Here is a 26,999-nt window from a genome sequence, read left to right as displayed (position 1 = left end):
ATGACCGTTGAACTGCGCTCGTATATCGGCGGTGTCTGGCGCGATGGCGTGCGCCTGAGCGACGATCTTAACCCGGCCCACCCGAGCGAGGTGGTGGCGCGGACCTCGCTGGCAGGGGCGGAGCTGGCGGCTGAGGCAGTGCAGGCCGCGCGCTCGGCCTTTGCCGCCTGGCGGGCAACGCCGGCGCCGGCGCGGGGCGACATCCTGCGCAAGGCTGCCGATTTGCTGGAGGAGCGCGCCGAGAGTGTGGGGCGCGATCTGACGCGCGAGGAGGGCAAGACGCTGGCTGAGGCCATTGGTGAAACCAGGCGCGCGGTCTCTATTTTGCGCTACTACGCGGGGCAGACCCTGGAGCCAGATGGCGAGACCTATCCGAGCAGCTCGCGTGTGACCTTTCTCTATGCCCGCCGCGAGCCGGTCGGGGTGGTCAGCGTGATTACGCCCTGGAACTTCCCGATTGCCATTCCCGCCTGGAAGATCGCTCCAGCCCTGGCCTATGGCAACACCGTGGTTTGGAAGCCCGCCGAATTGGTACCACTGACGGCGGTGCACCTGGCCCAGGCCCTGCTCGATGCTGGCCTGCCACCTGGTGTGCTCAACCTGGTTCTTGGCAAAGGCTCCGAGGTGGGTGATGTCCTGGTGACTCACCCAGAGATCGATGCTATCACCTTCACCGGCTCTAATGCCGTCGGTCGAGCCTTGCAGCACAAGGCTATCGAGCACGGCAAAAAAGTCCAACTGGAGATGGGCGGGAAGAACCCGGCGGTGGTGCTGGCGGACGCCAACCTCGACGTCGCTGTTGAACAGGTCGCGCGCGGCGCGTTTCTGAGTGCGGGACAAAAGTGCACGGCCACCAGCCGCGTGATTGTGGAGCGGGCCATTCTGCCAGAGTTTCAGGAGCGTCTTGCCGCACTGGCCCAAAGCTGGAAACTTGGCGATCCGCTGGAGCCGGACACGCGCGTCGGTCCCCTGGTCTCAGAGGATCAGCTGCAGAAGGTAAGCGGCTATCTGCAGCTGGCGCGCCGCGAAGGTGGGCGTTTCCTGGCTGGCGGCGAGCCCACTACGATCAATGGTGAGGGCTACTATGTGCGGCCCAGCATTGTCACCGACCTCGACCAGGGCAGCCATGTCGCCCAGGAGGAGATCTTCGGCCCTGTGGCTGCCCTCCTGCCCGCCGCCTCTTTCGAGGAGGCGGTGGCCCTGGCGAACGCCACGCCGTTCGGCCTATCGGCCAGCCTCTTTACTAACAACCTTTCGCTGGCGCTGCGCTTCGCCTCCGAGATTCAGGCTGGCGTTGTCAAGATCAATCAGGAGTCGGCGGGCCTGGAGTTCCAGGTGCCCTTCGGCGGAATGAAAGATAGCTCATCCGGCTCTCGTGAGCAGGGGAAAGCAGCACGCGAGTTCTTCACACAGTGGAAGACCGTCTATATCGACCAGCTGCCCTGAGCGTTGCCTCCTGAGCAGAGCGGGCCTCGACCGCCATCACCAACCAGCCGGTATGGCTCGCTCGCTCAGGTTAGCGCCAGGAGGGATCACCCTGCAGGGTGATCAGGCCACGCTGAGCGGCCAGGGCCACCGCCTCAGTGCGATTGGTGGCTCCCAGCTTGTTCATAATCGAACTGACGTGAAACTTGGCGGTGCGCTCGCTAATGACGAGGCGGGTGGCGATCTCTTTGTTGGGCATACCCTGGGCCAGCAAGCGCAAGACCTCCAGCTCACGCTCGGTCAGCGGCTCGTAGGGATAGGAAGCTGCCTGCGATCCACCGCCCTGCTGGCCAATCTGACGCAGCAATTTTGAGGCGACCACCGGCTGCAGGAGAGAACCGCCCTCCATCGCCACGCGAATGGCCTGGAAAATCTCCTCGCGCGGCGCCCCTTTGAGCAGATAGCCTCTGGCCCCGGCCCGCACGGCGTGCAGAATCCGCTCATCATTATCGAAAGCCGTAAAGACGATCACTCGCGGCTTCGGTTCCAACTCAAGCAAGTGGCGAATAGCCTCGACGCCGTCCAACACCGGCATTTCAAGATCAAGCAGGACGATGTCCGGGTGCGTTTCACGGGCCTGGGCGATCGTTTCCTCGCCGTTGGCAGCTTCGGCCACCACAGCTAGATCCGGCTGCGTCTCTAGCACGGCCCGTAAGCCCTCGCGCACAATTGGATGGTCATCAGCGAGCAAGATGCGAATCGTCATAGCCAGGGGGACCTTTCTTGCTCCTGCCCGTGGTAGGGCAGATAGACACTAATGGAGGTGCCAGCACCCGGCAGGCTCTCAATAGAGATCTGGGCTCCAAGTAAGCGGGCCCGCTCGCTCATGCCGGTCAGACCGAAATGACCCTCGCGCGTATACTCGCGGGCGCGGTCGGGATCAAAGCCGCAACCATCATCCTGTACCTGGAGCACAATCATCTGATCACGAACCGCCAGAGTGAGCGTAATCTGCTCGGCGGCGGCATGTCTCAGCGCGTTAGACAGAGCCTCCTGAGCGATACGATAGAGGCCGGCCTCGCAATGAGGCGAGAGCGGAGGAAAGCGGCCAGGCTCCTTGCCTGGTCCCGACGGCGGCTCATAGCGGTACTGCAGCCGGGTCCCGCTCTCGGCCTGCAAGCGCTTGACCAACAGAGCGAGAGCCTCGGGCAGGGCATGGTCCTGCAGCGGGGCGGCCCGCAGATCCATTACCGAGCGGCGCGCCTCCTCCAGATTGCTGCGCGCCAGGGCCAGAGCGCGGCGAATGGCCGCCTGGGCCCGTTCGGGCTGAGTAGGCAGCAAAGCATCGGCGGTCTCTAACTGCAAAGCGATTGCCGCCAGGCCCTGAGCCAGTGTATCGTGAATCTCCCGCGCCAGGCGGTTACGCTCCTCGATAGTGGCCAGGCGGGCTGCGGCGCGCGTATGCTCGGCAGAGAGGCGTGCACGCTGAATAGCCAGACCAATCTGATCGCCGATAATATGTAACAATTGCAGCTCTGACGAGTGCAGCTCGCGCCAGTCCTCGCTGGCCACATTCAGCACCCCCAGCGGCACCTCCCCCACATGGATTGGGACGCTGGCATGGAAACGCAGGCCCCAGGAAGAAGGATCACCCTCGCGCTCAGCGTTGCGCAAGCGACTGCAGCGCAGCACATTGATATTGGCCGCACTGGCCAGATTGCCGCCTAGAAAGGTATCCAGACAGAGGCAGCGCCCGGTCATCCGCTCGGGGTGGTCAGCCAGGTAAGGGGGCAAGGACTGCGCAGCGGCTAGCAACGGCTTCCCCTCCCCGTCAAGCAGCCAGACCCAGCCTGTCTTGAGTCCCAGCAGACGAGTGACCTGACTCAAGACCTCCTGCAAAGCCTCACGCACGTCCACTTTGCGATTGAGCTGGCCAGCAATGGTATAGAGGATCGCCAGCTCGCGGTTACTACCAAGCAAAGAGGCCGCCTCTTCCTGGCCCTCATCCGCTGCGGCAAGATTTTCATTGGCTGGAGCGTGGTGTCGTTCAGAATCCATCATACTTTCACTTGACCGGCTGATGCCGCACATACCACCGCCCTGTCCAGTCGCGAGCAGCGTGGGCCTGCCGCTGTACGGCGGCGTGCTTGGCACATCCATCCACAGACAAATACACATAAATCACTGAGGACCAGACGCTCTTTTTTAGTATATCACACCACTTCAGCGCGGGCAGACTGAGCAGCGGAGAGAGAAGGCGCACGAGAGAGAGCCGCCCGCACCCGCATGCCTGCAAAAGGCACGCCGGCCCGTTGCCACGCGCTTCTCCTCCGGGGGAGGAAAAAGGGGCCGCGACAGCGGGCCGGCGCCAGGGTTGCCAGGGAAAGGTGTCTAGCGTCACGCGGCTCTGGTTCAGGCCGCCCCGACCGGCAAGGACAGGGCGCGCTGAGGCTGAGGCACTGCTTCGCGAAGACCACAAGCCTGGACGAAAGCCGAGAAAACACGGGCACAGGCAGGAACCTGACGATAGATCTCCTCGGGATGGCACTGCAAGGCCACGACAAAGCGCCTGGTCGGCACCTCAATCGCCTCCACCACACCATCCTCAGCGCGCGCAGCGACCTGCACTCCCTTGCCAGGCTCCTTGACCGCCTGATGGTGAATGCTATTGGCCCAAAACTCACGCTCGCCCGTGATGGCCGCCAGGCAAGTACCCGGCTCGATGAGCACCCGATGGACCACCTGGCTGCGGGGCCGATCCTGATTCATATGACGCAGACTGCCTGCATATTGGCTCTCTAAATCCTGATAGAGCGTTCCCCCCAGAGCCACGTTGAGCAACTGCATACCGCGACAAATGCCCAACATCGGCTTCTCCTCCTGCAGCGCCCAATGGGCCAGCGTCAGCTCAAACTCATCGAGAGCGGGATCAGTGTCGCCGAGGCGAGGATGCGGCTCCTCGCCATAGCGGCGCGGCTGAATATCCTGTCCCCCGGGCAGGAGCAACCCGTCGAGGTGAGCCAGCAGCGCCTCCAGAGCGGAGAGATCATGAACAAGCGGAATAAGCACAGGAACGCCCCCGGCATCCTCAATGGCATGGACATACGCCCGGTTATTGCCGTAGATCGGGCGTTGAGAGCCATGCCGATAAGCCGGATGGCACGGAATGCCGATCAAAGGACGCATAGTCTTAACAGCCTTTCATATAAGATTTCGAGTATGAATAATGAGCGCTATAAAAACAGAAGAAGCGGAACGCTTGTGATGCGTTCCGCTTCAGAGGAGATGCCAGATACTACACAACGAAACGCATCGCTGCGCAACCAAGCTTACGAAGCTCCAGCGTTACACGCTGAAGCCCGCTAATAAGCATAAGCATCTCCATAAGTCCCATAAATGCACAAAAAGTCCGCGAAGCAAAAGCTAGAGAACGCGGACATTGCGGGTAGGAGACGCTCACGTGGTCGCCAGCGATAGCACGTTTCACGTTGTCTACCTCAAAAGACTAACAATGTTGTAGGCTTGTTACTGATGATAGTCTATTCTTATTATAGGCAAGACGTCAAGCCTGTTGCGTCATGCTATTACTTCTATGCTACCGGGCTATGGCATCTGGCAGCCCGAGCCGCAGAGGCAGCCCGGGCTAGCAGATGCCCGCTCGCCTGAGCCGAGCGTTTGCCGAACTCAGCGCGGGGACAGCAGAGCGAGGTTGAGCGCCACGCGCATCTCACCGCTAACTGCCGAAGAGGATCGCCCACCACTGGGACCAGAAGCCGCCGCTGGAAGCGGGTGGCGCCGGGCGCGGCCTGGTCGACGGCTGGCTGGATGGCGGACTGACAATCACCACACGATGCTCGCCGGGCCGCACATATCCCAGGCTCTGGCGCGCCTCGCTTTCAATGACGAAGGGGTCCTTGTAATAGTCGACCAGCTTCTGCAGCTGATCATGGCGGGCCAGCGTCTGCTCATATTGAGTGCGTGCGGCGGCCTCCTGCTCCAGCAAGCGACTATTCGACCAGGCCTGGGCGATCGAGCCGAGCAGGAGCGAGAGACTGATCAGGGCGGTGACCCAGATCAGGCCACGCGTGAATAGCACGTTTCGTCGCGCCCGGCTGGCCCCACTTCCCTCGCCGAAGCCAACCGCCGCAGTCACACTGGAACCGCTGCCATCTTGTCGGGGCATCAGTCGTCTTCTTCTCCTTGGTGTGTACTGCATAATTGCCTACCTTCCTTCCGGACGGATGTCTGGAAAGTTGCTTGTTGCATCATAACGAGGCGCATCTGCAGTGATGCTCTCTGTCAAAAAACTGCTGACGATGCTCGGGCCAGAAGGTATGCTATGTAGAAATAATACACGATCTTACGCTCACGCGCCCTGCAGAGAGGAAGAATCAGGAGACAGGCACAAGCAAAATTGGGGTGAGCGGGTCCGACAGGCCGACGGGCCGGCCCGGCCATTGGGAGTACCCTGCTATACTGGACACACAAGCAGAATCAAATCGTCGAGGAGGATCAGCGGCCATGCTGCTATCTGCGCTAGCACCTGGAGATCAGGCCCCCGCTCGCGCTCGTTCGCTTGTCGAAGTCTCGCCGCAGCGCGATCTGTCTCCTTGCCTAGACTACATCTGGCAGACCTACTTTGCCGATATTCCACGCGTCAATGAGGTGCAGATCGCCTATTGCCAGCCCTGGAAGCGCCGCCTGGGGCTGATCCGCCTCTCGGAAGAGAGCGGCATCACCTTTATTGGCATCAATCTCCTCTTACAGCATGAGCTTGTCCCAGAGCAGGTCTTGCTCATCACCATTGCCCACGAGCTGGCTCACTACGCCCACGGCTTCGGTTCACCCCTGCCACGCCGCTATCGCCATCCACACGCCCATAATGTGGTAAACGATGAATTGGATCGGCGCGGCCTGCACGAAGAGCGTCGCCTCTGCGATGATTGGATTGACAACCAGTGGTTTGCGTTTTATGATATGGTCCAACAATCAGGTTGGATAGAGGCCCGGGTCAGGTCTCAGCGGCGCTAAGCCTCAGCGGGCCTGGCCGACCCCGCCTGACCCCGCCTCCGACTTCGATCCAGCAATCGACCGATCAAGGGTATGTGAAGCGAGTCGGATCGCTCTGACCCGCGAGGCACTTACCTTCCTGGGAGGTTAACCGTTCCTACTCGTTGGTTTTGCTTGTTTGTTTGCTTGCTCACTCGTTGACGCACGCGTTCGCCCGCGAGCCAGCCAGTCAACGAATGGGCGCACCTCGTCCGCTTCAGTCGCAGCTCTCACTGACTTAGGTGCAGGCAGGCCCGTCCGCCGCTCCGCTCTGATCCCACCTCTGGTCTGCCCTCAGCCAGGAAAGGCAGGCACCAGGTCAGCCAGCCAGGCGGGCAAAGAGGCGCAGAAGCGGACTGCAGCGGGCAAAAACCAGGGTTAGGGCAGTTGACATTGCTTTGCGCCTGTGGTATAGTGAAGCTGACTCCCCGGACCAGAACCTCCCGGGTCGTCGATCCGTTTCCGGGTCCTGCAACCAAACCAAGCAAGCATTACTTCAGCACAGCAAACGTACGGTCACCACCTGTTCACGGGTTTCAGAGACGGAAGCCTGTTATGTACCTGTTCCCACCAGCAGCCTTTATGAAATCTAGGTTCAACCAGAAAGGAGAGGGGGCGTGTTCTTTCCCAAAAGGACATAATTCGCCCAACGCAACGTGAACATCGCTGAGCTAGAGACCAAAACGATCGCAGAGTTGCGCGAGATCGCTCGCGACCTCGAACTTTCCGGCTACACAACCCTCAAAAAACAAGACCTCATTTTCCGGCTTCTTCAGCAGCATACCGAGCAGCAGGGCAACATCTTTAGCGCCGGCGTGCTCGAAATTGTGGAGGATGGCTTCGGCTTCCTGCGCCAGGAGCGCTTCCTGCCGGGAAACATGGACGTCTATGTTTCCCAGTCGCAGATCCGCCGCTTCGGCCTGCGCACCGGCGATATGGTGACCGGTCAGGTGCGCCCGCCGAAGGATAACGAGAAGTACTACGGCCTGCTGCGCGTGGAGGCGATCAATGGCATGAACCCGGAAGATGCGAAACGGCGTCCCCACTTCGATAACCTGACGCCCATCTTCCCCCGCGAGATGTTCGATCTGGAAACCGGTCCAACGAACATCGCCGGTCGCCTCATCAACCTGGTCGCCCCCATCGGTCGCGGTCAGCGTGGTCTGATCGTCTCTCCTCCCAAAGCCGGCAAAACGATGCTCCTGAAGGCCATCGCTAACTCAATCACCGAGAAGTACGACGATGTCCATCTGATGGTGGCCCTCATCGGTGAGCGCCCTGAAGAGGTAACGGATATGAAGCGCTCGGTGAAGGCCGAGGTGATTAGCTCGACCTTCGATGAGCCAACTGAGGCCCATACCCGCGTGGCCGAAATGGTGCTGGAGCGCGCCAAACGCCTGGTCGAGGGCGGGCGCGATGTGGTGGTCTTGCTCGATAGCATCACTCGCCTCAGCCGCGCCTATAACCTGGCTGTTCAGCCAAGTGGCCGTACGCTCACCGGCGGACTCGATCCCAGCGCGCTTTTCCCTCCCAAGCGCTTCTTCGGCGCCGCTCGTAAGGTCGAGGAGGGTGGTAGCCTGACAATTATCGCTACGGCTCTGATCGATACCGGTAGCCGCATGGACGATGTGATCTATGAGGAGTTCAAAGGCACCGGTAATATGGAGCTGATCCTCAATCGTAAACTGGCTGAGCGACGGGTCTTCCCGGCCATCGATATCAGCCTCTCCGGCACGCGCCGCGAGGATCTCCTGCTCGATGAGAAGACGCTGCGCGCCGTCGTGCTGATGCGCAGAATGTTCTCAACGCTGGCGGAGCAGCGTGGCCTGGAGGCGATGGAGGCCCTGCTACAGCATATGGCTAAGACGCAGAATAATATGGAGTTCCTGGCTACTCTGAATAAGAGTATCTTGTAGAGAAGCTCGATCAGAGATTGGCATTCACGTTCCTGCTTCTCTCTGCCGGCTGGTCACTTCAGCCTCGTCGGCTTTCGCCTGTCCGCTTCGTTAGCGTCGCTACGGCGTTGCGCTTTGGCAGTGTGGGCACTGTGGGCACTGTGGCGCTGTCGCATCGTCGCACGGCTTGGCTTCTGGCCCCCTCAACAGTGTCCCTTCTGTTCTGACTGGGCCGCCCGGTCGGTCTCTTTTCTCCACTCCTTTTCCTTCGCCCGCGACGAAGCGAGGCCGCTCGACAGGTGCGAACCCGGCTGGCAGGCTTCGGCTGGCAGTCGCAGCCCCTCGCAGGCGCTCACATCATGGGGTGGTGCCTTCTGTCGGCTCATAATCTGGCTCCCTGGCCAGGGCCGTCTCCCACCCATCGCCTCTTGCTCTCCGCTCGCCCGCAAGAGGGAGGCAGCAGAATGAGCAGCTAACGTGAGCGCAGATGCGGCTCCTAAAGGGAGAAGACGACGTGAACAGGCCAGGTGCTCCTTCTGCTCGTCCGCTGGCAGGTGGCTCGGCTTCGAGACCAAGGGAGCGCAACTAAATAATCAGGCCAGTAGGCCGCACTCCCAGGTTACCCGCGGTCTGCGCCGCCGGATCGGCCTGCCCCGCTGGTTGCCGATTGAGCCGCTGAGGACGATGCTTGTGATGCGTCAGAGAGGAGGCTGGCCTCGCTTATTCAGGTCAGGCGAGTTCGCCGCCGCGCCGGCTGTTCGCGGCTGCTACGCGCCAGTCCGGCCCGGTCAGCTCAAGCCGAGATCAGCCTGGCTTGCTCTAAGCAGTGGGCCAATAAGGGGCCTTCCTCTTCAGAAGACGGTCATCTTGTTCGAGGTCGCTGTTTCTGCTTGCTTTCTTTGCCTATGCTTTTGCTGGCTGATGGTGACAGGGAGTCACCTACTCCTGGTCCCGCAAGCGCTCCGCTCCTTCGGGAGGGCTGCGCTCAGAGCTGTTCGTGGGCGGCGGCGCCATCCGAGGCAACGCTATCAGGGCCACTTTGCTCTGCGGCCTGCAATTGCTGACTACGACCAGCCAGCGAGTGCCAGGCCAGAATCAAGGGATGGTTGTATCCCTGCTGTGAACAGGTGGCTGACCGTGACAGAAAAAAAAGCGCGGCGGGCTGCTTTTCCCGCACAGCGCTCTTTTTTATCCCCTCGTTTGGCTGCCGTGAGCAAGGCCGTGGCTTCTCCTCTGGTTGAGCCGCATGGCCACATGCTCTCACGGCTTCACTGTGGTTTCCCAGCACCTGGCTGCTGATCCTGCTCTGCTTCTGCTCGCGCCTGGCCCACTGGGATGGCTGGGCGACAGAGGAGCCACTAGAGGGTTACCCGTCGACCACCCGCTGGCATAGTGAAGCGTAGGAAGCCGCCTTGAGCCAGGCGTGAGCAGACCACGGCGACGGTGTAGAGCGCCAGCAGGGCGACAGCGGTGCGCAGCTCATAGAGGCCGAACTCACTCAGGGTGAGATGCGCCTCACCGCTGGCGAAGAAGCGCCAGAGAGCTGGACCTTGCTGTACTCCTCCAAGAGCGTTGACGGCCAGCCCAAGCGTGAGCGAGATCACCAGGTCGATCAGGAAACAGAGACCTGCCAGGAGTGGCCCAAGGAGCCAGAAGCGCCGGCTCATGCGTTCACGCCTGGTCGACTGGATGCGATAGGTTGCCCAGATAGGGCCACCCAGGTACTGCAGGAAGAGAAAGAGGAGGGGCAGCAGCACAAACAACCAGTCGGGGAAGACCTGCGGGCTGATCAAGGCCCCCAGGCGTCCAAGCGTGTAGATCACTACCGCTTCGATTACGCCGCGTCGATAGCTGGTCTTGAAGAAGAGGCGCGACTCTTTCTTCTGCGGCCTCTGCTGAGTTGGAGAAGAGGTTTCAGTGGCAGCCACAGCTCCCACCACCACAGCTGCAGCTCCCGCCTGCGCCGGCGGAGAACTCCTCCAGACCTACAGCAGATGCCGCCCCGACGCGCTGCGTGGCGAAAACCGAGAGCAGGCGCCTGACGTTCTCACTCCCGCACTGGGCACAGGCCACGTCGTCGGCCTGCTCATGGCTGACCAGGAGTTCGAAGCGGGATTTGCAATCACTGCAGCGATATTCGTACAATGGCATGAGAAGCGACCTCCGCGTTGTTGCACAAAGAGAGAGGAGCAATCAAGAATGCCACTCCTAATTGTAAGGGAGGGTTGAATAAGCGTCAAGAATAGCTGGTCAGGAGGGGTTTGTTCGCTATGGCTCTGAGAATAGGCATCGTCGGTCTGCCGCAGAGTGGCAAGACGTCGCTTTTTAATGCCCTGACGGGCGCCCAGGCGCCTATTAGTGGCTATGCGACCAGGACGGTGCAGGCCAATACGGCTGTGGTTCAGGTGCCCGATCCGCGTTTGAAGCCGCTAGCGGAGATTTTTAAGCCCAAGAAGGTAACCTATGCCACGGTGGAGTTTGTGGATGTGGCCGGTATGGGTCAGCAGGATGAGGAGGCCCGCAAGGGAGGTCTGAGCGCCGAGTTCCTGGGACATATCCGCAATGCCGACGCACTGGCCATTGTGCTGCGCACCTTCGCTAATGAAAATGTGCCTCATCCGCTCGGAAGCATCGATCCGCTGCGCGATCTGGAGCAGCTCGATAACGAGCTGGCCCTGACCGATCTGGCAACCGTCGAGCGCCGCAGCGAGCGCACGGCTAAGGCGGCCAAGTCAGGTGAGAAGAAATATCAGCAAGAGCTGGATCTGTTGGCTCGCTTGCAGGAGGCGCTGAGCAATGGGACACCGGTGCGCCATCTGGAGCTGAACGCGCAGGAAGAGGCTCTTGTCAAGGAGCTGTTCCTGTTGACGATGAAGCCGCGCATGTATGTGCTGAATGTGAGCGAGGATGTGCTCGCCGAGGCCGCGACCTTGCTGGAGCAGATCCACCAGGGGGCTGCGCCAGCTCTGGAAAGCCTGGCTGGCGAGCTGCGTGGTGTGGCGGCGGTAGCACTGCGAGCGCGCTCGGAGGAGGCTGAGACGGTGGCGGTCTCCGCCCGCCTGGAGGCGGAGCTAAGCGAGCTGGCTCCCGAGGAGGCTGCCGAGTATCTGGCTTCGCTTGGCCTGCCTAAGCTGGGAGCTGAGCGCGTGATTCAGGTCGGCTATCGCTTGTTGAACTTGATTACGTTCCTGACGGTCGGTGAGGATGAGGTACGCGCCTGGACAGTGACGAAAGGGGCGAAGGCTCCCGAGGCCGCTGGCAAGATCCATTCGGACATCGAGCGCGGCTTTATTCGCGCCGAGATCACTCATTTCGATGACTTTATGGCCTGCGGTGGCTCCTTCGCCGCAGCGGCTCGTAAGGGCCTGCAGCGGCTCGAAGGCAAGGACTATGTGATGCAGGACGGCGATATCGCTCACTTCCGCTTCAATGTGGGGCGCTGAAGTGAGAGCTGGCCTGACTCGGCTCCGCTTCACCGCTCTCAGGCTCTACCAGTTCTTCTGCCTGGAGGATGACTATGACTACTACTGCGTATGATGCCCTCAAGCAGGAAATCGATGAGATGGTGCCGGATATCGTGGCCCTGCGGCGCGATCTGCACCAGCATCCTGAGCTGGCTTTTGAGGAGGTACGCACTGCGGAGATCGTAGCAGGGCGCCTGCGCGCGCTCGGTTTGGAGGTGCAGACGGGTATCGCTCAGACCGGGGTGGTCGGCCTGTTGCGCGGGACTGCTGGTGAGGGCGGTCGCACGCTGGCAATCCGCGCCGATATGGATGCGCTGCCTATTCATGAATTGAACGAGGTCGACTATCGTTCGACGGTCGATGGCAAGATGCATGCCTGTGGCCATGACGGCCATGTCTCGATTGCGCTGGCAGTGGCGGCGCTCTTGAGCCGCCATCGCGACCAGCTGCGGGGCACGGTCAAGTTTGTGTTTCAGCCGGCTGAGGAGGTGATCGGGGGCGCCGCTCCAATGGTGCAGGCCGGGGTAATGCAGGGCGTGGATGGGGTGATTGGCCTGCATCTCTTTAGCGGCCACCCGGTTGGGCGCGTAGGGGTGCGCAGCGGCCCAGTCTTCGCCGCCGCCGATCGTCTGGAGCTGCGCATCAAGGGCAAGGGCGGTCATGCCGCCATGCCCGAGGGAACGATCGACCCGGTGGTGACCGCCGCTCAGATTATTCTAGGGCTCCAGACTTTGATCAGCCGTGAGACATCGCCATTTGAGCGGGCGGTCTTGACCATCGCCAGCATCCAGGCTGGTTCGGCCTTCAATATTATTCCTGAGGAGGCGGTGCTACAGGGGACGCTGCGCACCTTCGACGAGGAGTATCGCCAGCAGATCATCGCCCGCTTGCGTGAGATGGCCCAGAGCATCGCCGCCGCCCACCGGGCGACCTGCGAGGTCGAGGTGGCCGACGGCTGTCTGGCTTGCATGAATGATCCGGCGGTGACCGAGGTGGTGCGCCGCGCAGCGGAGGCCGCGGTTGGCCCCGAGCGGGTCGACAGCGATGAGCGGGTGATGACGACCGGCAGCGATGATATGGCCTATTTCCTGCATGCCGTGCCCGGTTGCTACTTTATTGTAGGTGCCCGGAATGAGGCCAAGGGCGCTGTCTACCCTCACCATCATCCACGCTTCAATATCGACGAGGAGGCTCTACCGGTGGCTGTGGAGGTGCTGACGCGTACGGCTCTCGACTACCTGCAGCCCTGAGTCCTGGGGTGAGCCACAGAGTCGGACCATCTTCTCGCCGCGGCGACTGTGGCATCTAGGAGAGCAGCGTGCAGGCGGCAGAGCGCTGGTCGAGCCAGGCGCGCTACTGAGCTGGCTCGCCACCGCTCAGCAGCTCTGCACGCTTCTCGCGGAGATAGTGCGCCAGAGCGGCGGGATCTTCTTTCTGGAGGGCGCGCTCTTTCAGCTCGGCCAGAACCTGCCCCCAGGCTTCTTTGGCTGGCAGATAACGGCTATCGTGTCCGAGTAGCTCGGCGAAGATGCGCCGTTCCAGTTCATGCCAGGTGGAGCGATCGCGCCCGTCCAGTCCTTCGCCGTCGAGCAGATAGTCACGGTCGCTGGTATTGTTCTCGACACGGGCATGCAGCGGCTGAAAAGAGGAGCGCAGTAGTTCCTCCAAGCGCTGGAGATCGAGGGCATCGGCGTCAAAAGCCAGGGTCCCCACAAGCTGGACTTGCACGACGGGGCGCCGGCGCTCTTCAGCTCCTGCGTAGCGCGGCCCTTCGCGCTGGCAAAACTCGGCGAGTCGGGCGTAGATAGCTTCGGGGGTCGTCAGGCCATCGACGCGCAGGTCATAGCGGACAAAGGGGCGGCGGCTGTTGATCAAATGGGCGGCCCGATGATAGCAGGGACGCTCTGCTGTCCCGCCTGGTTGGGCCTTGCCAGTGTCGATTTCGACAAAGTAGTAGCCTCGTTCCTGCCACTGAGCCTCTTCGGCGCTCCAGGTCTCGGGTGAGCCTGGGTTATAGATCCAGCTTTCAAATTCGTAGGGCTTGTGGATGTGCCCCAGGGCCACGTAATCAATGTAGGGGCGCAGGCGCTGAAAGTGGCTCAGCGATGGCAATCCCTGCAGGCGCGGTACCACTCCTTCGAGGCCGGTGTGCATTACGAGCAGGCGATATTCGATGCCGGCAGCCTCTTCGTGGGCATGCTCGGCAGCCAGGGCTTCGGCCAGTCCCTCCAAGCAGCGCAGGGTCGCAGAGCCTTGCCAGGGCAGACCGTAGACCCGCAGTCGTCCCTCTAGCAGATCGACATGCGAGCCAAGCATGGTCTGCCTGCTCCAGGGCGCGATGACCGGTGCGCCTCCACGCATCTGCGGCGCCAGCAGGGTTAAATAGCCTTGATGGCAGAGGAATTGCAGCCAGGAGACGCCATCGCGGTAATAGCTGCGGTCATGGTTGCCTTCGACGGCAATCACCGGTATGTTGCGCTCGCGCAAACGCCGTAGCCCCTCGATGGCCTGCAGCAGGGTGCGGGCATCGATGGAGCGTTTATTGAAGAGGTCGCCCGCAATCACGACAAAATCAACCTGACGCCGAACCGCCTCGTCCATGATCTCCCAAAAAGCTCGGGCAAAGTCGTTGAAGCGCTCGCTGACTCCGTACTGCTCGTAGCCCAGATGAATATCGGCGACATGAATGAAAGATGCTCGCACGCTGATGACTCCTCCCTAGGCTGCTCGCTTTCTGTACTGCTGCCCCTCGCCAGATGGTTTTGAAGAACCGCAGCTTCAGACCAGATCAGGCAGGTCCGGTCATCATGGCCCGAATGGCCGCCGCGACGAGAATGAGGGTGGCAATGCTGAAGATGAGCACATCGCGCCGGACGTTTTTGCCGCTGGAGCTATAGGTGAGGGCCACAGGCAGGATGAAGACGACAATGGCTCCATAGACATAATGGAGCCAGTAGAGGCCCGTGCCGGTTCCAGGACGCAGCCCCATGATGACCATGATGATTCCGAGCAGGCCCTGTAGAGCCGCGACGCAGCCTGTCACAATCAGGGCAATGCGCCAGGCCGGATTGAGGGTCTCGGTTCTCTTCGTGAAGAAGAGGATAAAGCCCCAGATGGTTGTGATAGCGCCTGTCGCCAGGACCAGAAACTGGTTCCAATAGTGGAGTGTGATGAAAACCTGTGCCATTGTATGCCTAGCGCAACCGTTGGTCACCACACCAGGCTCTGCGGCGCCGGGGATCGGGCCGGGCCGGGTCAGCCTGATGAAGCCACCGGTGGTTGCGTCCTTTCAATAAGCTTCTTGTTGTGATGGTGCAAAGTGGACGGGGAGACTCAACTCGCCCCTAACTATAGCGCGCATGGCCCGAGAAAAACAAGAGCGAAGCTGAGTCTGAGCCGAGAATGGGAACTTCTGAGCGGCGCGCGCGTCTCTTTGGTAGCAGGGACCTAGTCCCTCCCTCTCGAAGAGCAACTAGGAAAAGATGGGGGGATCTCCCCCCAAGGATGCCGTTGTACGCCGATAGGGTAGCCAAGGAGGTTATGGAGGATGGAGAGCGTCCACTGCCCAAACCAGAGATCTTTGCCAGCCAGCGCCTGGTTGACCAGGCTGCGCCGTCTGAGCTGGGCCATGATGCTTATGCTGCTCGTTGCCTGCACCAGCGCGGCCCAGGCCACCGATGGGGCCGCCGGGAATGGGCCGGTCCAGAGCCAGCCGGGCAGGCCGGCGACTACCACTGCTTCGACTCCCCAGTCGTCACAGTCTCTCAACTGCGGCAGCATTCACGGCGTCGGGGCCCAGGGAAGCAGTCCGCGTGGCGAGAACCCGCTCCCCGCAGAGGCCTGTTTGCTCCAGGCTTTTCTGCACTGCCAGCCGGCCCGTCTGGACTATACCCGCATCGAGGTCGACAGCGGCTTCATCCATCATTTTCGCCTTGAGCGCCGGCAGGGGCACTGCCTGCTCAGCGATGCCACAACCATTTTTATTGCTCCCTCGCCCCCACGCCCAGCGGCCAGCTATAGCTGTCGCGCTGTGACGATGGAGCGCGGTCGCTACCGCGTTGTCGGCTGCGGCGCTGAGGGCGATATTCTCCTGCCCGCGCGCTCAGCCTCACCGACAAGCGCAGAGAGCTGATGCTGCTTCATTCACCCTTGAGCGGGCAGCAGCGCAGCGAGGGACCGGGCATAGGCTCTATAAGCCTCTTCTCCGTAGAGCACCAGCATAACGCGCTTGAGCGAGGTCGGCTTTTGCAGGTGAGCAATGATGGTGCGCAGGGCAATGGGCGCGGCCTCGTCCAGCGGATAGCCATAGGCGCCGGTGCTGAGCGAGGGAAAGGCGATGCTCTGCAGGCCGTACTGTTCGGCCAGGTCGAGACAGCGTTGATAAGCGCTGGCCAGTAGACGCGGAGCATCGCGATCGACTCCATAGATGGGGCCAACGGCGTGAAAGACGTATTTAGCGCGCAGTCGTCCTGCCGTAGTGACCACGGCGCTGCCGGTGGGGCAGCCGCCAATCTTGCGGCATTCTTCCATGATCTGCGGGCCGCCGGCGCGATGGATGGCCCCATCGACTCCCCCGCCTCCGGCCAGGGCTGAGTTGGCGGCGTTCACAATGGCATCTGCCTCTACCTCGACAATGTTGCCCTGCATCAGGGCAAGCGTCACCCCGTTGATGGTCCGCGTTTCACGTTGCTCTAGCATGCGGTCACCCCTTCTCTTGTGGTGCCAGTGGACGAGAGTTTTGGCCGATCAGGTCTGGTCTGGTAACAGGTCGACCTTGTCTTGCCAGGAGAGGAGCGCGCTCCGACTCCGCATCGTGTCGTGTGGCCTCCCTTATCCATTGTGGCTGATGCCAGCCAGCCTTGACAAGCGCTGGGCACTGGCACAGTCAGTGGTCCAGCCAGGATCAGCTGGAGCACTGACTGAAGCGGCCCGGCAGGGTCGACTGCCTGCGCTTCTCTCTTCGCCAGCGCGCGGAGGAGGAGCTTACAAGGCCGGCATCAGTCCAGGGCCGCTGCCGGCCAGGAGCTGCAGACGCTCCTGGCTGAGAATGTGTACGCGCCCATGCCGAACGGAGATCGCCCCGGCGGCCTCTAGCTCTTTGAGAGCGCGCCCCACGACCTCGCGAGCGGTGCCGGCGATGGCGGCCATCTCCTGCTGAGTCAGGCGGCGTGCCTGACGGCCCTCGGCCAGGGCCCGCTCCTGTTCCAAGAGGATGCGCGCTACCCGCGCCGTGACATGGCGGAACGAGAGGTCCTCAACCAGGCCCACCAGGTGGCGTAGAGCCAGCGCCAGGGCGGCGATTACCCCCTCTGCCACCGCTGGCCGCTCTCTGATCAGTCGGCGCAGCTCTTCGCGGCCAATGCTATAGACGGTGCTCGGCTCTAACGCGGCCACGCTCGCAGGATTGGGGCCGCCATCCAGCGCCGGCACGTCATTGAAGGTAGAACCAGCGCTGATCAGGCGCAATACCTGCTCTTTGCCTTCAGGCGAGAGCTTGAAGACCTTAACCAGCCCGCTCTGCACATAATACAGCGCGCCGCCACGATCTCCTTCCATGATGATCAACTCACCGCGCTCGTAGCGCCGCTCTCTGATGACCGCGGCCACGCGCGCCAGCTCCTCGCTTCCTAACGCGGCGAACATCGGTATGCGGCGTACCGCCTCAATATCGATTGCCATCTTCTTCTCGCATTCGCTGCCGGCCAAAGAAGCCAACTCACCGGTGTGCTTGCCAGATGCGACAAAAGTTACGGTGACAGCCTATCCCGAGCTGTACACTCAGAATTGTAGCGCCGATTGACGGGGCAAGTAAATGTGAGATGGCCGGCAATCTTACCGAGCCGGAAAGGAGGCTTATGGACGCGAACCAGGAACAGGCCCAGATCTGGCGCGAGCAGGCGACAGCCCTGCTGGACGTGCGCCCTGATCTGGAACGCGGCGATGAACCTTTTGTGCGAATCATGGAGGCGGCCACGCCGCTGAAGAGAGGTGAAACGCTGGTGATTGTGGCTCCCTTTGAGCCAGTACCGCTCTATGGAGTGCTCGGCGGGCGCGGTTTCAGCCACGAGACACTTTGTCTGGCTCCCAATGAATGGGTGGTACGCTTCACGCGCCAGGAGATCCCCACAGGACAATAAGCGCGCAGCAAGGCAGGTGATAACAATGATGCCAATGGCCGGCGGACCCCCTGGAGCAGGCGCCCGGGCTGGCGCCTTCAGGATTACAGACCAGCAGGCCGGCGGATTGCCCGGGATGATGGGGCGCCGCGGTGTGCCGCTCGGGATACCTTTGCCGTTTCTGGTTACCGGTATCTGTTTGGCCGCTCTAGCCGGCTTCTTGCTACCATTCGTGTTGCCCGAGGCTCTCATCAACCGCGGTCAGCCCCACGTCCTGGCCCTTGTCCACACGGTGACGCTCGGCTGGCTGACTATGACCATCCTGGGAGCCTCGCAGCAGCTCACGCCAGTGATTGCCGTCACGCCCCTGCGCCTCAAAGCTCTGACTCCCGTGGTCTATCCTCTCTATCTGGCCGGGGTGTTGGTGCTGCTGAGCGGCTTCTGGTTCTTTCTTCCCGGGCTGCTCGTGCTCGGGGGTTCACTGGTCATCGTGGCAGTGCTCTGCTATGTGGCCATTCTGGCTACAACCCTGCTCCAGGCTAGCAAGCGCCCGCTGACGAGCTTCTACCTCTTCGCCGCCCTGCTCTACCTTGGCCTGGTTGTTGCGCTCGGCCTGACGGCGGCTCTCAACTTCGTCTATGGTTTTCTGGGCCTGGGGGCGCTGCTGGTCCTGCCGATTCATGTGACCCTGGGTCTGGCTGGCTGGCTGACGAATATGCTGGTAGGCGTCTCCTACACGCTGGTGCGCCTCTTCGCGCTGGTGCACGATCACAATGATCATTTGGGCTGGGTCGTGCTAGGGCTGTTGAATCTGGGGATCATTGGGCTGGCTCTCGGCCTGCTGGGGAGCGAGATCTGGCTGACGCTACTGGGGGCGGTGTTACTCACACTCAGCGTCTGGCTCTTTGGCTGGGATTACTGGCGCATGCTGCGTCGGCGGCGGCGGCGTCCCCTGGACGTGACCCAGTATCACAGTAGTGCGGCCCTCATCTGGCTGCTGATCGCGGCAATAGCCTTGCCTATCTTGATCGCGATGGGGGGTGCATTGCCTGCCTGGCCTGTTGCCTTCGTGCTCTGCCTGCTCGTCGGCTGGACAGGGCAGAGCATAGTTGGCTACCTCTACAAGATCGTTCCCTTTCTCGTCTGGCATAGTCGCTATGGACCGCTGGTCGGCCATCAGAAGGTACCGCTGATGCGCGAGCTGGTCCACGAGCGCCTGGCCTGGATCAGCTTCTGGCTGCTCAACGGGGGGCTGGTGCTGCTGTTGCCCGCCACACTCCTCGCCTGGGATGGCCTGCTGATGCGCCTGGGCGCGGCCCTGGTCGGGGCGAGCCTGGTGGGAGCAGCCGCCAATGTGCTCGGTGTGGTGCGCCACCTGGAATGGAAGCTGAGCACGTTACGCAGCTAGCCCTCGACAGGCACGCCTGTTGGAACCAGCCTGGCGACTTAGCTGGTCAGGCCAGTCCCAACAGGCGTCTTCCTTCGGGGGTCAGGCGCTCGGGTGTCCAGCGCGGTTCCCAGACCAGTTCGATCTCGCCGCCCGTTAGCTCGGGAATATGGGCCAGCGCCGCCCCGACGCCGTCCGCCAGCGACTCATGCATGGGACAGCCGGGCGTGGTAAGAGTCATGCGGATCGTCACAAAGCCGTCCGGCGTCAAGTGAAGGCCGTAAATCAAACCGAGATCGACAAGATTGACCCCCAGCTCGGGATCATCCACGCTGCGCAGTGCTTCGTAAATCTCCCGCTTGACCCGTTCAATTGTCTTCTCATCAAGCATGGTTGCCATCAGCCCCTTTCTGGCTCAGTTTTGCTAGCAGAGAGAGCGCCTACAGAGGGCGCTGCTCCGCCTTCCCACACAGGACGAAGCAGTCCAGGCAAGGGGGCGGAGCAGCAGTGGCTCACCGTCACCTCACGGGCAAGTATAGCGTGCAGGAGGGCAGCTAAGCTGCGACAAAAGTCACGGTATTTTCGTGGCCAGGCTGCCATACTTGGAGGCAGAACAGAGAGGATAGCTCGTTCGCCCAGGGGGTATAGTCCCAGTTGTGATGCTCCCGGCAGAACAGCTAGCCTTCTGTCTCCAGCGGACAAGCCTCCGCTACTGGCCGGAAGGGCACCACTGTCCCTGGCTCATGATAGCTAGATCGATCGTCGCCTTTTTGTAGATACATCAGGAGGAAGAAGCTCAAGCATGAGTGACAACGTTGCCGAAACGCTCGACGTGCGCACGATCATACCGCGTGAGCGTCATCCGCTCATCTTCAGCCGCCTGGAGGCGCTCCAGCCAGGTAGTGCGCTGCGCCTGATCAACGACCACGATCCCGCCCCTTTGCGCTATCAATTGATGGCCGAATATCCAGAGGCTTTCGACTGGATACCGGAGCAACAGGGGCCAGAGGAGTGGATCATTCGCATTATCAAGCGCGCTGGCTGATCTCCCTCTGAATTACCGATTGACAGCAGAGATGATCACCGGGAGGATAGTCTAAGCAACGGGAAGGAGGCATCCAGACAGGATGGAGCAACAGGAGCAGGCCAACACCAGCCAGGCAAGTCGCGCTGCTGAGGAGCCAGAGGCCACGAGCCATTTCAGGGTCTTCGATCTGGCGTCCTCAGCAACCTTCCGCAGCGAGGGGTCAGCGGTGCGAGTGCTCTGGGAAAGCGCCACGGGGCGCCTGCTGCTGCTCGCCCTGCAGGAAGGGCAGCAGCTAGACGAGCATCGTACGAGCTATCAAGCCTTTATCCAGGTCATCAGCGGACACCTCATGTTCACGCTGGAGCACGAGCGCATCAGCATGCGAGCGGGAACACTGCTGCATCTGGAGCCGCGCGTGGCCCATAGCGTTGAAGCACTACAGGATAGCGTCTTCCTGATCACCCTGATCGCGGCCAGCGCAGAAGGCAAGATAGCCCAGATCCAGGCCGTCGCCCCCCCTGCAGAGGGGCCTGCCAGCGAGCCGCAGCGCAGGCCCGGAGGAGGTGAGGGCTGATGTCTGCGGCAGAGGCTACCTCTTCGGCGGGTGCAGCTAGTGCCGGCAGGGAGCGCGAAAGACCGCAAGAGCCGTTCAAGCTTGTCTCTCCAGTGTTGCGCGCCTCCCTCCTCATCGGCAGCGGCGGCGGGTTCTTGCTGGCTGCCATACTGACGGTGACCCAGGCCCTGCATCTCGCAGTTGCGGCCTGGTGGAGCGCCCTGGTGCAGGCGCATGGCCATCTCCAGCTCTATGGCTGGGCGGCGCTCTTCGTCATCGGCGTCTCCTTCCATTTCCTGCCACGTCTGCGCGGCACGGCTCTCCCGCTACCGCGGCTGGTGCCCTGGATTCTCGGTCTGCAGACTGGTGGCCTGCTCCTGCGCGCCTTGGCCCAGCCGCTGCTCACCCTGACCGGTCCTGTCCCTCTCCTCTGGAGGCTGGCGCTTGTGGTGAGCGGCGGCAGCGAGGGACTGGCTTTGTTGCTGGCCGCTGCTGAATACCTCCTACTCTTGCGGCGTGGTCCAGCCTTGAGTACACGCAAAGCCTTTTTAGGGATTGCTCCCTTTATCAGCCTGGCTGCGCTCGCCCTAACGGTGGCGGCCATCCTGAATCTGGTCAATATGCTGCAGGCGGCCACTCAGGGCGGCCTCGCTCCCCAGCCTGGCGACGACCTTAACGTCAGCCTCGGCCTCTTCGGCTTCCTCATCTCTTTCGCCCTGGCCGTCTCTGCTCAGTCGCTTCCCATGTACGCCGGGCTGGAAGCCTTCCCGCGACCTATCCTCTGGCCGCTGGCCGGCGGCTATGGGCTTGGGCTGCTCCTCTTCTGCCTGGGCCTGAGCCTCGCCAACGGAGCCGACGTGGCGTCAGCTGCGACCACCTGGCCGCTTCGTTTCCTCGAAGGGCCTGGCCTGCTGCTGATGGGCGGCGTCATCGCTGGCTTTGTTACTATCTTTATCAGCATGATGCGCCGGCGTGGACGGCTACCGGCCCACGTCGCGGCCCTTTCCCCGTCACCAGAAGCCCTGGCACGCTCCTATCGTCGCCACACTGCCCAGCAAAGCCAGGCTTATGGCCCCTTCGTCGCCCTGATCGCCAGCGCCTATCTATGGGCCTTCTTCTCAGCCCTCCTGCTTATCAGCGCGGGCCTCATCCTGCTTTGGGGCAGCCCGCTTCCCTTCAGTCTCGACGTGCCACGCCACGGCCTGGCAATGGGCTTCATCACCCTGCTCATCTGCGGCATCGCTCCGCGCATGATCCCAGGTTTCTCCGGCGGCAAGATCACCTCGCCCCGGCTGGTAGCGGCCACCCTCTGGCTCGGCAACCTGGCCACCATCCTGCGTGTTTTTCCCCTGCTTCTGGCCTCGCCGCTGGGAAGCCTCTGGTCCGGCAGCTCCCTGCTCCTGAACCTGCTCTTCGCTCTGTCGGGTCCATCAGGACTGGCCACAGTCCTCTGCCTGGCCTGCAACCTCTGGCCAGCCCTGCGCAGCAGGGGAGGGAACAATTGAACGCCGCTCCCTGGCCTGGGAGAAGAGACAGGGAAATAGGGACAGAGAGCCAGATCAGCAAGCGGAGCAGAGAGTGAGTCAAGGCATAAGCCTGAGTTACGCAAAGGGGATGGAAGGGAAGACACGGCTCAGAGCGGAGAAGGAGAGCACAGCGAGCGAACGAGCGATCAATCAGTCAAGTGAGTAAACAGCAGCCCCGTGGCCTGCACGAGGAGGAGCAAGGTCGATCGGGGCGATAGGCGCTCTTGCTCACCCCTCTCCCTGCTCCAGCGAGGGCGTGCCAGGGGCTAGGGACCCAGTGGCAGTGAGGAGAAGAGACGCACTACGAGCGACTACAGTTATTTCTTGCTCTGTACAGCTTCGTTCAGCTCCTTACCAGCGGAGAAGCGCACGCGGTTCTTTGCAGGCACCTGAATGGCCTTACCATCGCGCGGATTGACGCCCTTGCGCGGCGCACTCTTGCGTACCTTAAAGGAGCCGAAGCCAACCAGACGGACCTCATCGCCGGACTTGAGAGCGTCGCGAATCACGTCCAGCGTCGTTTCCAGAATGACACCCGCCTGCTTCTGAGAGATATCGGCCTTCTGAGCGATGCGCTTGGCCAATTCCTGACGGCCAATCGTCGCAACTTCCTTCTTCTTCGCTGTTGCCATGGAGACCTCCTTACAACACAACTGTCGATGCAAGGCCGCTCCCGGTCTCGACCCCGAAGACGCCGGGCCAGTCAAGCGGCATGACAACCTCACTGCCAAATAGAATATAGCACGCACTTTTCCGAAATACAAGCGGCTCGTCAAGCTTCAGAGCTAGGTTGTGAGGCTGAACCGGCCTGGGAAGCCAATTCATAGCGAGCGAACAAGTAAAAAATTGGCTTCCCAGGCCGGTTGACAGCTCTACCATAACCCAAATTTCTAAACAGCAGCGTACAGAATCAAGCCATCATCTGTATGCTCCTGCCTGACATACCCCCCAAGACGCAGGTGCTCTAAGTGAGAGAGGATCTCGGCTACCGCCATCCGACGCGACTCATCGTTCTTCAGACGGGAACCAAAAACCTGCTCGGCGAGCTGATAGGCGTGCTGGGGACGCCGACCGAGCAGCGACAAAATCTCCAGTTCGCGCTGAGCGTGATGCCTGATCAGCTCGCGCACGCGGCGTGCTAGATGGCGGAATGGCTCGCCATGACCCGGAAGTACCAGGCTCGCCGGGAGATGACGCACCTTCTCCAGCGACTGAATGTAGTCCCCCAGTGGATTGGCCCGATTGTACTCCGAATAGAGGCCGATATTCGGCGTGATGCGCGGCAGTACATGGTCGGCGGCCAGCAAGAGGCCATCGCGCTCGCGGAAGAGCACAATATGACCGTCCGAATGACCGGGCGTCCAGATGACGCGGTAGCGCTCCCCGACCAGGGTAATCTCAGCACCATCTTCGACGTGGGTAATGGCCTCCGCTGGAGGGACGCGAATGACAAAGTTCATCACCTCCGGCGGCAGCTGCGAGCTGACCGTCGGTTCCAGCGGCGGCATTCCATGCGGCCTGAAAAACTGATTCGCCTGAGCGAAGGAGCGCTGATGGCCACCATGATCGCTGTGGCCATCGCGCCACATTGCCTGCATAATGGCGGCATCGATGGGGTGCATATAGACCGCGGCGCCGCTCTGCTCCTGCAATTCTGCCGACAGGCCAATATGGTCGGGATGATGGTGCGAGAGCACTAAAGCCCGCAACTTCTGTAGCTGCAAGCCGGCCCGCTCCAGCCCCTCAGTCAGGACGGCGCGGGCCTCGGGTGTCCCCATCGCTGCATCGACCAGGGCCCAGCCATCACGGCCCACCAGGGCATAGACATTGACCGTGCGCAGAGGAAAAGGAATGGGCAAAGTGATCTTCCAGACGCCGCTCACAACCTCCTGGGCTCCCGGCGTTAGCTCGGCGGGATGCTTAGGGCGCTCATCAGCCGTTGCACGGTTCTTCTTATCGTCACTCAAGAGAGTCACCTTCACTCGCTACTCTCTCCAGCCGGGCAGATCGCTAGCAGCTTCGCACACTCGCCCGTCCTATGCGACCCTTCCCTCTCCTGCTTCTTCTGGCCCTTGCCTCACGACTGGAGACTCGAATAGAGGGACAAACAGATAGAGAAACGCTCAATCTCCATGAGAAAGCGCCCACCGGCTGGTCAGGATCAGTGGCTCGCCGGAGCGCCTGTCTGTCTACCTGGCGTGCCAGTGTTCACACCGGTGGCCTTATTTGTGATTGTAGGCGCCGCCTTATAGTTGTGTCAACCGAAAGCCTGAGGCGCCTCGCCAGGAGGAGCACGCACGTCAATTCATTCCCGCTGGGTGTGCGCGCTCGGCGCTGCTCCATCAGAGCCGCCGTAGCGGCGTAGCAGCTCGGAGCGCGACATCCAGACCTCCGTGGGATAGCGGCCATAGGTGGTGCCGCGCGCGAGACGGGCTCGCCCCTGCGGGTGATAGAGAAGCAGCAGGCCGGTCATAAAAATGCGATCAGCCCGGCTCCACAGGTTACGCGGCCTCTCTCGCAAGCTGAAGCCCAGGCGAGGCGCCGCCTGGCCTAAGAGAGTCACGCCATAGACTGCGCGCACCTCCGCGCAGGCCGGCGTCTGCAACCAGGCTGCCAGGGCGCGCAGATCGGCGCGCATCATCCGCAGCAGCTCCCAGGGAGAACTCCGCAGGGCGGCATCGCGCAGGCGACGATTGGCAAAATGTAGCTCCATCAGCCGATCGCCGTGGTCGATGCGCGTTCCATCGGGCAGAACAAGGGGACGCCGACCATGATAGCGCGTGAGCCGGGCACGAAACAGACCATAGGGAGCAGCAGGCACCGGCTGAATCCTCAGCACAGCGAGCGACAACCTCTCCCAAAAAGTCCAGAAGCGCATGATCCCCTGCGCCTCGCCAGCGTGCGTCTCACGCGCCAGCAACCAGAGAGGATTGACACGTTTCCGTCGCCGCCGACCCTGCTGGATGGGATGCGCCCCCGACGAGATGGCAGCCGTGGATAGAGCCGGAGTCGACGCCATCAGCATCCTCTCTGCTTCGCCAGGTGCCTGCTCTCCAGCTCCGCCACCTGGCGGCTCCGGGAGGAGACGCTGCTGGCGCTGCTCGCGCACACGCAGCACCAGAATCGCCCCGAGCAGGAGGAAGAAAGCGGCCAGAGCGAAGACCAGGCGATAGCCCAGAGCTGTCTGATCCTGACTAGCGGCTATACTGATGACCAGGCTACCAAGCAAGGGAGCCAGCGTCAAAGGCAGGTTCGATGAGGCGCCCCACAGACCCAGGTCCTTGGCAGCCACTTCCAGCGAAGGCAGGGCATCGATCGCCAGGGCCCAGTCAACGCTGGTATAGGCACCGTAGCCGAGACCGAAGAGCAGGCCCAACGGCCAGAGCGGCAGCGCCGCTGGCGCCACCACGAAGGCCAGGGCCGGCAGCCCCATCACCAGTGTCGCCAGGCAAACGAGCGGCGCCCGGCGAAAGCGATCCGAGAGCATTCCCAGACCCAGCGTACTGAGCAAGGCGCCCACCAGAGCCAGCGTGGCCACAGCAGCCGTCTGTTGAACAAAATTGGAGACATGGGCCACATTCGCAAAATAGTACTCGATGAAGGTCATGAATAAGTAGAGGCCCATCATGACGCAGAAGCGCGTCAAGAAGACAATGGTAAAATTGGAGCTGCGCCAGGGTGCGATCCAGTTGCTGACCAGCCAGCGGCGCAGCTCCTCCCAGGAGCGAAGTCGGCTTTTGGCCTGGGCCGCCGGATGATAGGACATCTCATGCACCCCAAAGGCAGTCACCAGAATACCAAGCAGCATAACCAGATCGGTTACCACATAATAAATCAGCGCACCTCGTACAATCAGAGGAGCGCCGAGCGATCCCAGGCTCACCCCTCCGAGTAGCCAGGCCGCCAGACCCAGGCTACCAACATTGCCCAGAATGGTCATCAGGCCCATGTAGCCAGAAGCCTCACCGCGCTGGTCCTCTGGCACCAGATCGGGCAGTAAACCCTGATAGGCCGCCCAGACAACGTTGCTGGCGAACTGGAAGAGCGCCAGCCCAACTACCAACAGGGCCACGCTCACAGCGCCCGCTAACAGGAGAGCGCTGACCAGCGTCAACACTCCGCCGACCACGATATAGGGTCGCCGTCTGCCAAAAGGGCTGCTGGTGTGATCAGAAAGCAGGCCCACAATGGGCGGCACGATCAGCGAAAAAAAGGCCCCCATCGCTGACAGCCAGCCCAGAAAGGTAGCCTGCTCAGCGCTGCCAACCTGGCCCGGAGCGACAAACAGAAGAATCTGGGTCGGGATCACAATCGGCAAGAGGGCGGCTGATTGGATGTTGAGTCCGAGCCAGAGGAAGCTGAGGACCAGTTGCTCACGAACTGTCAGGTGATGCTGAGAGATACGTGCATCCATACAGAAGACCGCCTTTATGTCCTGCTGCACCGCTGCGAGGAGAGCGGTTCGTGCTTTTATTATACTATCTGGCTGTCTGCCTGCGTTCAGATCGACAGTGGCCAAGAGATAGAGGTCGCAGACAGGGACCATCAGTGCTAGAA

At 61.6% G+C, this 26,999-nt stretch carries 25 protein-coding genes; 11 read left to right on the top strand and 14 right to left on the bottom strand.

Annotated features, from left to right (window positions below; all coding sequences use genetic code 11):
- Positions 1-1,446 (top strand): aldehyde dehydrogenase family protein, encoded by a 1,446-nt coding sequence (locus IRZ31_RS00200; protein WP_297148273.1) that lies wholly within the window; start codon positions 1-3, stop codon positions 1,444-1,446.
- 70 nt (positions 1,447-1,516) lie between these two features.
- Here the strand turns inward: IRZ31_RS00200 and IRZ31_RS00195 are convergent, their stop codons facing one another.
- The 4 genes from IRZ31_RS00195 to IRZ31_RS00180 form a co-directional block, all read right to left on the bottom strand.
- Positions 1,517-2,191: a response regulator transcription factor gene (locus IRZ31_RS00195; RefSeq protein WP_297148272.1), complete on the bottom strand. Its 675-nt coding sequence runs from the start codon at positions 2,189-2,191 to the stop codon at positions 1,517-1,519.
- Positions 2,188-3,486 (bottom strand): GAF domain-containing sensor histidine kinase, encoded by a 1,299-nt coding sequence (locus tag IRZ31_RS00190; RefSeq protein WP_297148271.1) that lies wholly within the window; start codon positions 3,484-3,486, stop codon positions 2,188-2,190. Before IRZ31_RS00190 ends, IRZ31_RS00195 begins: the two co-directional genes overlap by 4 nt.
- A gap of 351 nt (positions 3,487-3,837) precedes the next feature.
- Positions 3,838-4,611 (bottom strand): gamma-glutamyl-gamma-aminobutyrate hydrolase family protein, encoded by a 774-nt coding sequence (locus IRZ31_RS00185; RefSeq protein ID WP_297148270.1) that lies wholly within the window; start codon positions 4,609-4,611, stop codon positions 3,838-3,840.
- A 547-nt stretch (positions 4,612-5,158) separates the two neighbouring features.
- Positions 5,159-5,608, bottom strand: coding sequence for a septum formation initiator family protein (locus IRZ31_RS00180; RefSeq protein ID WP_297148268.1), 450 nt, complete (start codon positions 5,606-5,608; stop codon positions 5,159-5,161).
- Between the two features lie 338 nt (positions 5,609-5,946).
- On the opposite strand from IRZ31_RS00180, the gene IRZ31_RS00175 reads away from it, so the two are divergent.
- Entirely contained in the window at positions 5,947-6,456 is a 510-nt protein-coding gene (locus IRZ31_RS00175) for a hypothetical protein (RefSeq protein WP_297148267.1), read from the top strand.
- 674 nt (positions 6,457-7,130) lie between these two features.
- Positions 7,131-8,390 carry a transcription termination factor Rho gene (rho, locus tag IRZ31_RS00170; RefSeq protein WP_112430863.1) on the top strand — a complete coding sequence of 420 codons (1,260 nt, stop codon included), beginning with the start codon at positions 7,131-7,133 and terminating at the stop codon, positions 8,388-8,390.
- 1,337 nt (positions 8,391-9,727) lie between these two features.
- Here the strand turns inward: rho and IRZ31_RS00165 are convergent.
- Together IRZ31_RS00165 and IRZ31_RS00160 are read right to left on the bottom strand one after the other, a co-directional pair.
- Entirely contained in the window at positions 9,728-10,297 is a 570-nt protein-coding gene (locus IRZ31_RS00165; protein WP_297148266.1) for a hypothetical protein, read from the bottom strand.
- The gene (locus IRZ31_RS00160) at positions 10,284-10,520 is read right to left on the bottom strand and encodes a zinc ribbon domain-containing protein (protein ID WP_287268013.1); all 237 of its coding nucleotides are present in this window, start codon (positions 10,518-10,520) and stop codon (positions 10,284-10,286) included. The genes IRZ31_RS00165 and IRZ31_RS00160 overlap by 14 nt, the downstream gene beginning before the upstream one ends.
- A gap of 119 nt (positions 10,521-10,639) precedes the next feature.
- Here IRZ31_RS00160 and ychF point away from each other — a divergent pair, with 119 nt between their 5' ends.
- Together ychF and IRZ31_RS00150 are read left to right on the top strand one after the other, a co-directional pair.
- Positions 10,640-11,812 (top strand): redox-regulated ATPase YchF, encoded by a 1,173-nt coding sequence (gene ychF / locus IRZ31_RS00155; protein ID WP_297148265.1) that lies wholly within the window; start codon positions 10,640-10,642, stop codon positions 11,810-11,812.
- A 74-nt stretch (positions 11,813-11,886) separates the two neighbouring features.
- Complete coding sequence (locus IRZ31_RS00150) at positions 11,887-13,083, top strand: amidohydrolase (RefSeq protein ID WP_297148264.1); 1,197 nt, start codon at positions 11,887-11,889, stop codon at positions 13,081-13,083.
- 103 nt (positions 13,084-13,186) lie between these two features.
- On the opposite strand, the gene IRZ31_RS00145 is transcribed toward IRZ31_RS00150, so the two are convergent.
- Positions 13,187-14,536 (bottom strand): DNA repair exonuclease, encoded by a 1,350-nt coding sequence (locus tag IRZ31_RS00145; RefSeq protein ID WP_297148263.1) that lies wholly within the window; start codon positions 14,534-14,536, stop codon positions 13,187-13,189.
- Between the two features lie 85 nt (positions 14,537-14,621).
- Positions 14,622-15,020 (bottom strand): hypothetical protein, encoded by a 399-nt coding sequence (locus IRZ31_RS00140; protein ID WP_297148261.1) that lies wholly within the window; start codon positions 15,018-15,020, stop codon positions 14,622-14,624.
- A gap of 360 nt (positions 15,021-15,380) precedes the next feature.
- Here IRZ31_RS00140 and IRZ31_RS00135 point away from each other — a divergent pair, with 360 nt between their 5' ends.
- A complete protein-coding gene (locus IRZ31_RS00135; protein WP_297148259.1) occupies positions 15,381-15,965 on the top strand; it encodes a hypothetical protein in 585 nt (194 codons plus the stop codon).
- A gap of 11 nt (positions 15,966-15,976) precedes the next feature.
- Here IRZ31_RS00135 and IRZ31_RS00130 read toward each other — a convergent pair whose 3' ends face one another.
- Both IRZ31_RS00130 and IRZ31_RS00125 read right to left on the bottom strand, forming a co-directional pair.
- Positions 15,977-16,531, bottom strand: a complete 555-nt coding sequence (locus tag IRZ31_RS00130) for an O-acetyl-ADP-ribose deacetylase (protein ID WP_297148257.1) — start codon at positions 16,529-16,531, stop codon at positions 15,977-15,979.
- A gap of 285 nt (positions 16,532-16,816) precedes the next feature.
- Positions 16,817-17,512, bottom strand: a complete 696-nt coding sequence (locus IRZ31_RS00125) for a Crp/Fnr family transcriptional regulator (protein WP_297148255.1) — start codon at positions 17,510-17,512, stop codon at positions 16,817-16,819.
- A gap of 176 nt (positions 17,513-17,688) precedes the next feature.
- On the opposite strand from IRZ31_RS00125, the gene IRZ31_RS00120 reads away from it, so the two are divergent.
- Both IRZ31_RS00120 and IRZ31_RS00115 read left to right on the top strand, forming a co-directional pair.
- A complete protein-coding gene (locus IRZ31_RS00120; protein WP_297148254.1) occupies positions 17,689-17,970 on the top strand; it encodes a DUF2249 domain-containing protein in 282 nt (93 codons plus the stop codon).
- Positions 17,971-17,995: 25 nt separating this feature from the next.
- On the top strand, positions 17,996-19,357 hold the full coding sequence (locus tag IRZ31_RS00115; RefSeq protein ID WP_297148253.1) for a hypothetical protein: 1,362 nt from the start codon (positions 17,996-17,998) through the stop codon (positions 19,355-19,357).
- Between the two features lie 46 nt (positions 19,358-19,403).
- On the opposite strand, the gene IRZ31_RS00110 is transcribed toward IRZ31_RS00115, so the two are convergent.
- A complete protein-coding gene (locus tag IRZ31_RS00110) occupies positions 19,404-19,736 on the bottom strand; it encodes a metal-sulfur cluster assembly factor (protein ID WP_297148252.1) in 333 nt (110 codons plus the stop codon).
- Positions 19,737-20,138: 402 nt separating this feature from the next.
- Here IRZ31_RS00110 and IRZ31_RS00105 point away from each other — a divergent pair, with 402 nt between their 5' ends.
- The 3 genes from IRZ31_RS00105 to IRZ31_RS00095 all read left to right on the top strand — a co-directional run bounded on the left by IRZ31_RS00105 (position 20,139) and on the right by IRZ31_RS00095 (position 22,421).
- Positions 20,139-20,381 carry a DUF2249 domain-containing protein gene (locus IRZ31_RS00105; protein ID WP_297148251.1) on the top strand — a complete coding sequence of 81 codons (243 nt, stop codon included), beginning with the start codon at positions 20,139-20,141 and terminating at the stop codon, positions 20,379-20,381.
- Positions 20,382-20,463: 82 nt separating this feature from the next.
- The gene (locus IRZ31_RS00100; protein ID WP_297148250.1) at positions 20,464-20,937 is read left to right on the top strand and encodes a cupin domain-containing protein; all 474 of its coding nucleotides are present in this window, start codon (positions 20,464-20,466) and stop codon (positions 20,935-20,937) included.
- Positions 20,937-22,421, top strand: coding sequence for a hypothetical protein (locus tag IRZ31_RS00095; RefSeq protein WP_297148248.1), 1,485 nt, complete (start codon positions 20,937-20,939; stop codon positions 22,419-22,421). Before IRZ31_RS00100 ends, IRZ31_RS00095 begins: the two co-directional genes overlap by 1 nt.
- A 338-nt stretch (positions 22,422-22,759) precedes the next feature.
- Here IRZ31_RS00095 and IRZ31_RS00090 read toward each other — a convergent pair whose 3' ends face one another.
- The 3 genes from IRZ31_RS00090 to IRZ31_RS00080 form a co-directional block, all read right to left on the bottom strand.
- Positions 22,760-23,074 carry an HU family DNA-binding protein gene (locus tag IRZ31_RS00090; protein WP_297148247.1) on the bottom strand — a complete coding sequence of 105 codons (315 nt, stop codon included), beginning with the start codon at positions 23,072-23,074 and terminating at the stop codon, positions 22,760-22,762.
- Between the two features lie 258 nt (positions 23,075-23,332).
- Positions 23,333-24,409 (bottom strand): MBL fold metallo-hydrolase, encoded by a 1,077-nt coding sequence (locus IRZ31_RS00085; protein ID WP_297148246.1) that lies wholly within the window; start codon positions 24,407-24,409, stop codon positions 23,333-23,335.
- A 338-nt stretch (positions 24,410-24,747) separates the two neighbouring features.
- Positions 24,748-26,856: an MFS transporter gene (locus IRZ31_RS00080; RefSeq protein ID WP_297148245.1), complete on the bottom strand. Its 2,109-nt coding sequence runs from the start codon at positions 26,854-26,856 to the stop codon at positions 24,748-24,750.
- Between the last annotated feature and the right edge of the window lie 143 nt (positions 26,857-26,999).

It is taken from the genome of Thermogemmatispora sp. (assembly GCF_019683635.1).
Taxonomy (GTDB): Bacteria; Chloroflexota; Ktedonobacteria; order Ktedonobacterales; family Ktedonobacteraceae; genus Thermogemmatispora.
The sequence above is the reverse complement of the archived record's forward strand: the minus strand, read 5'-3'. Positions and strand labels throughout refer to the sequence as shown.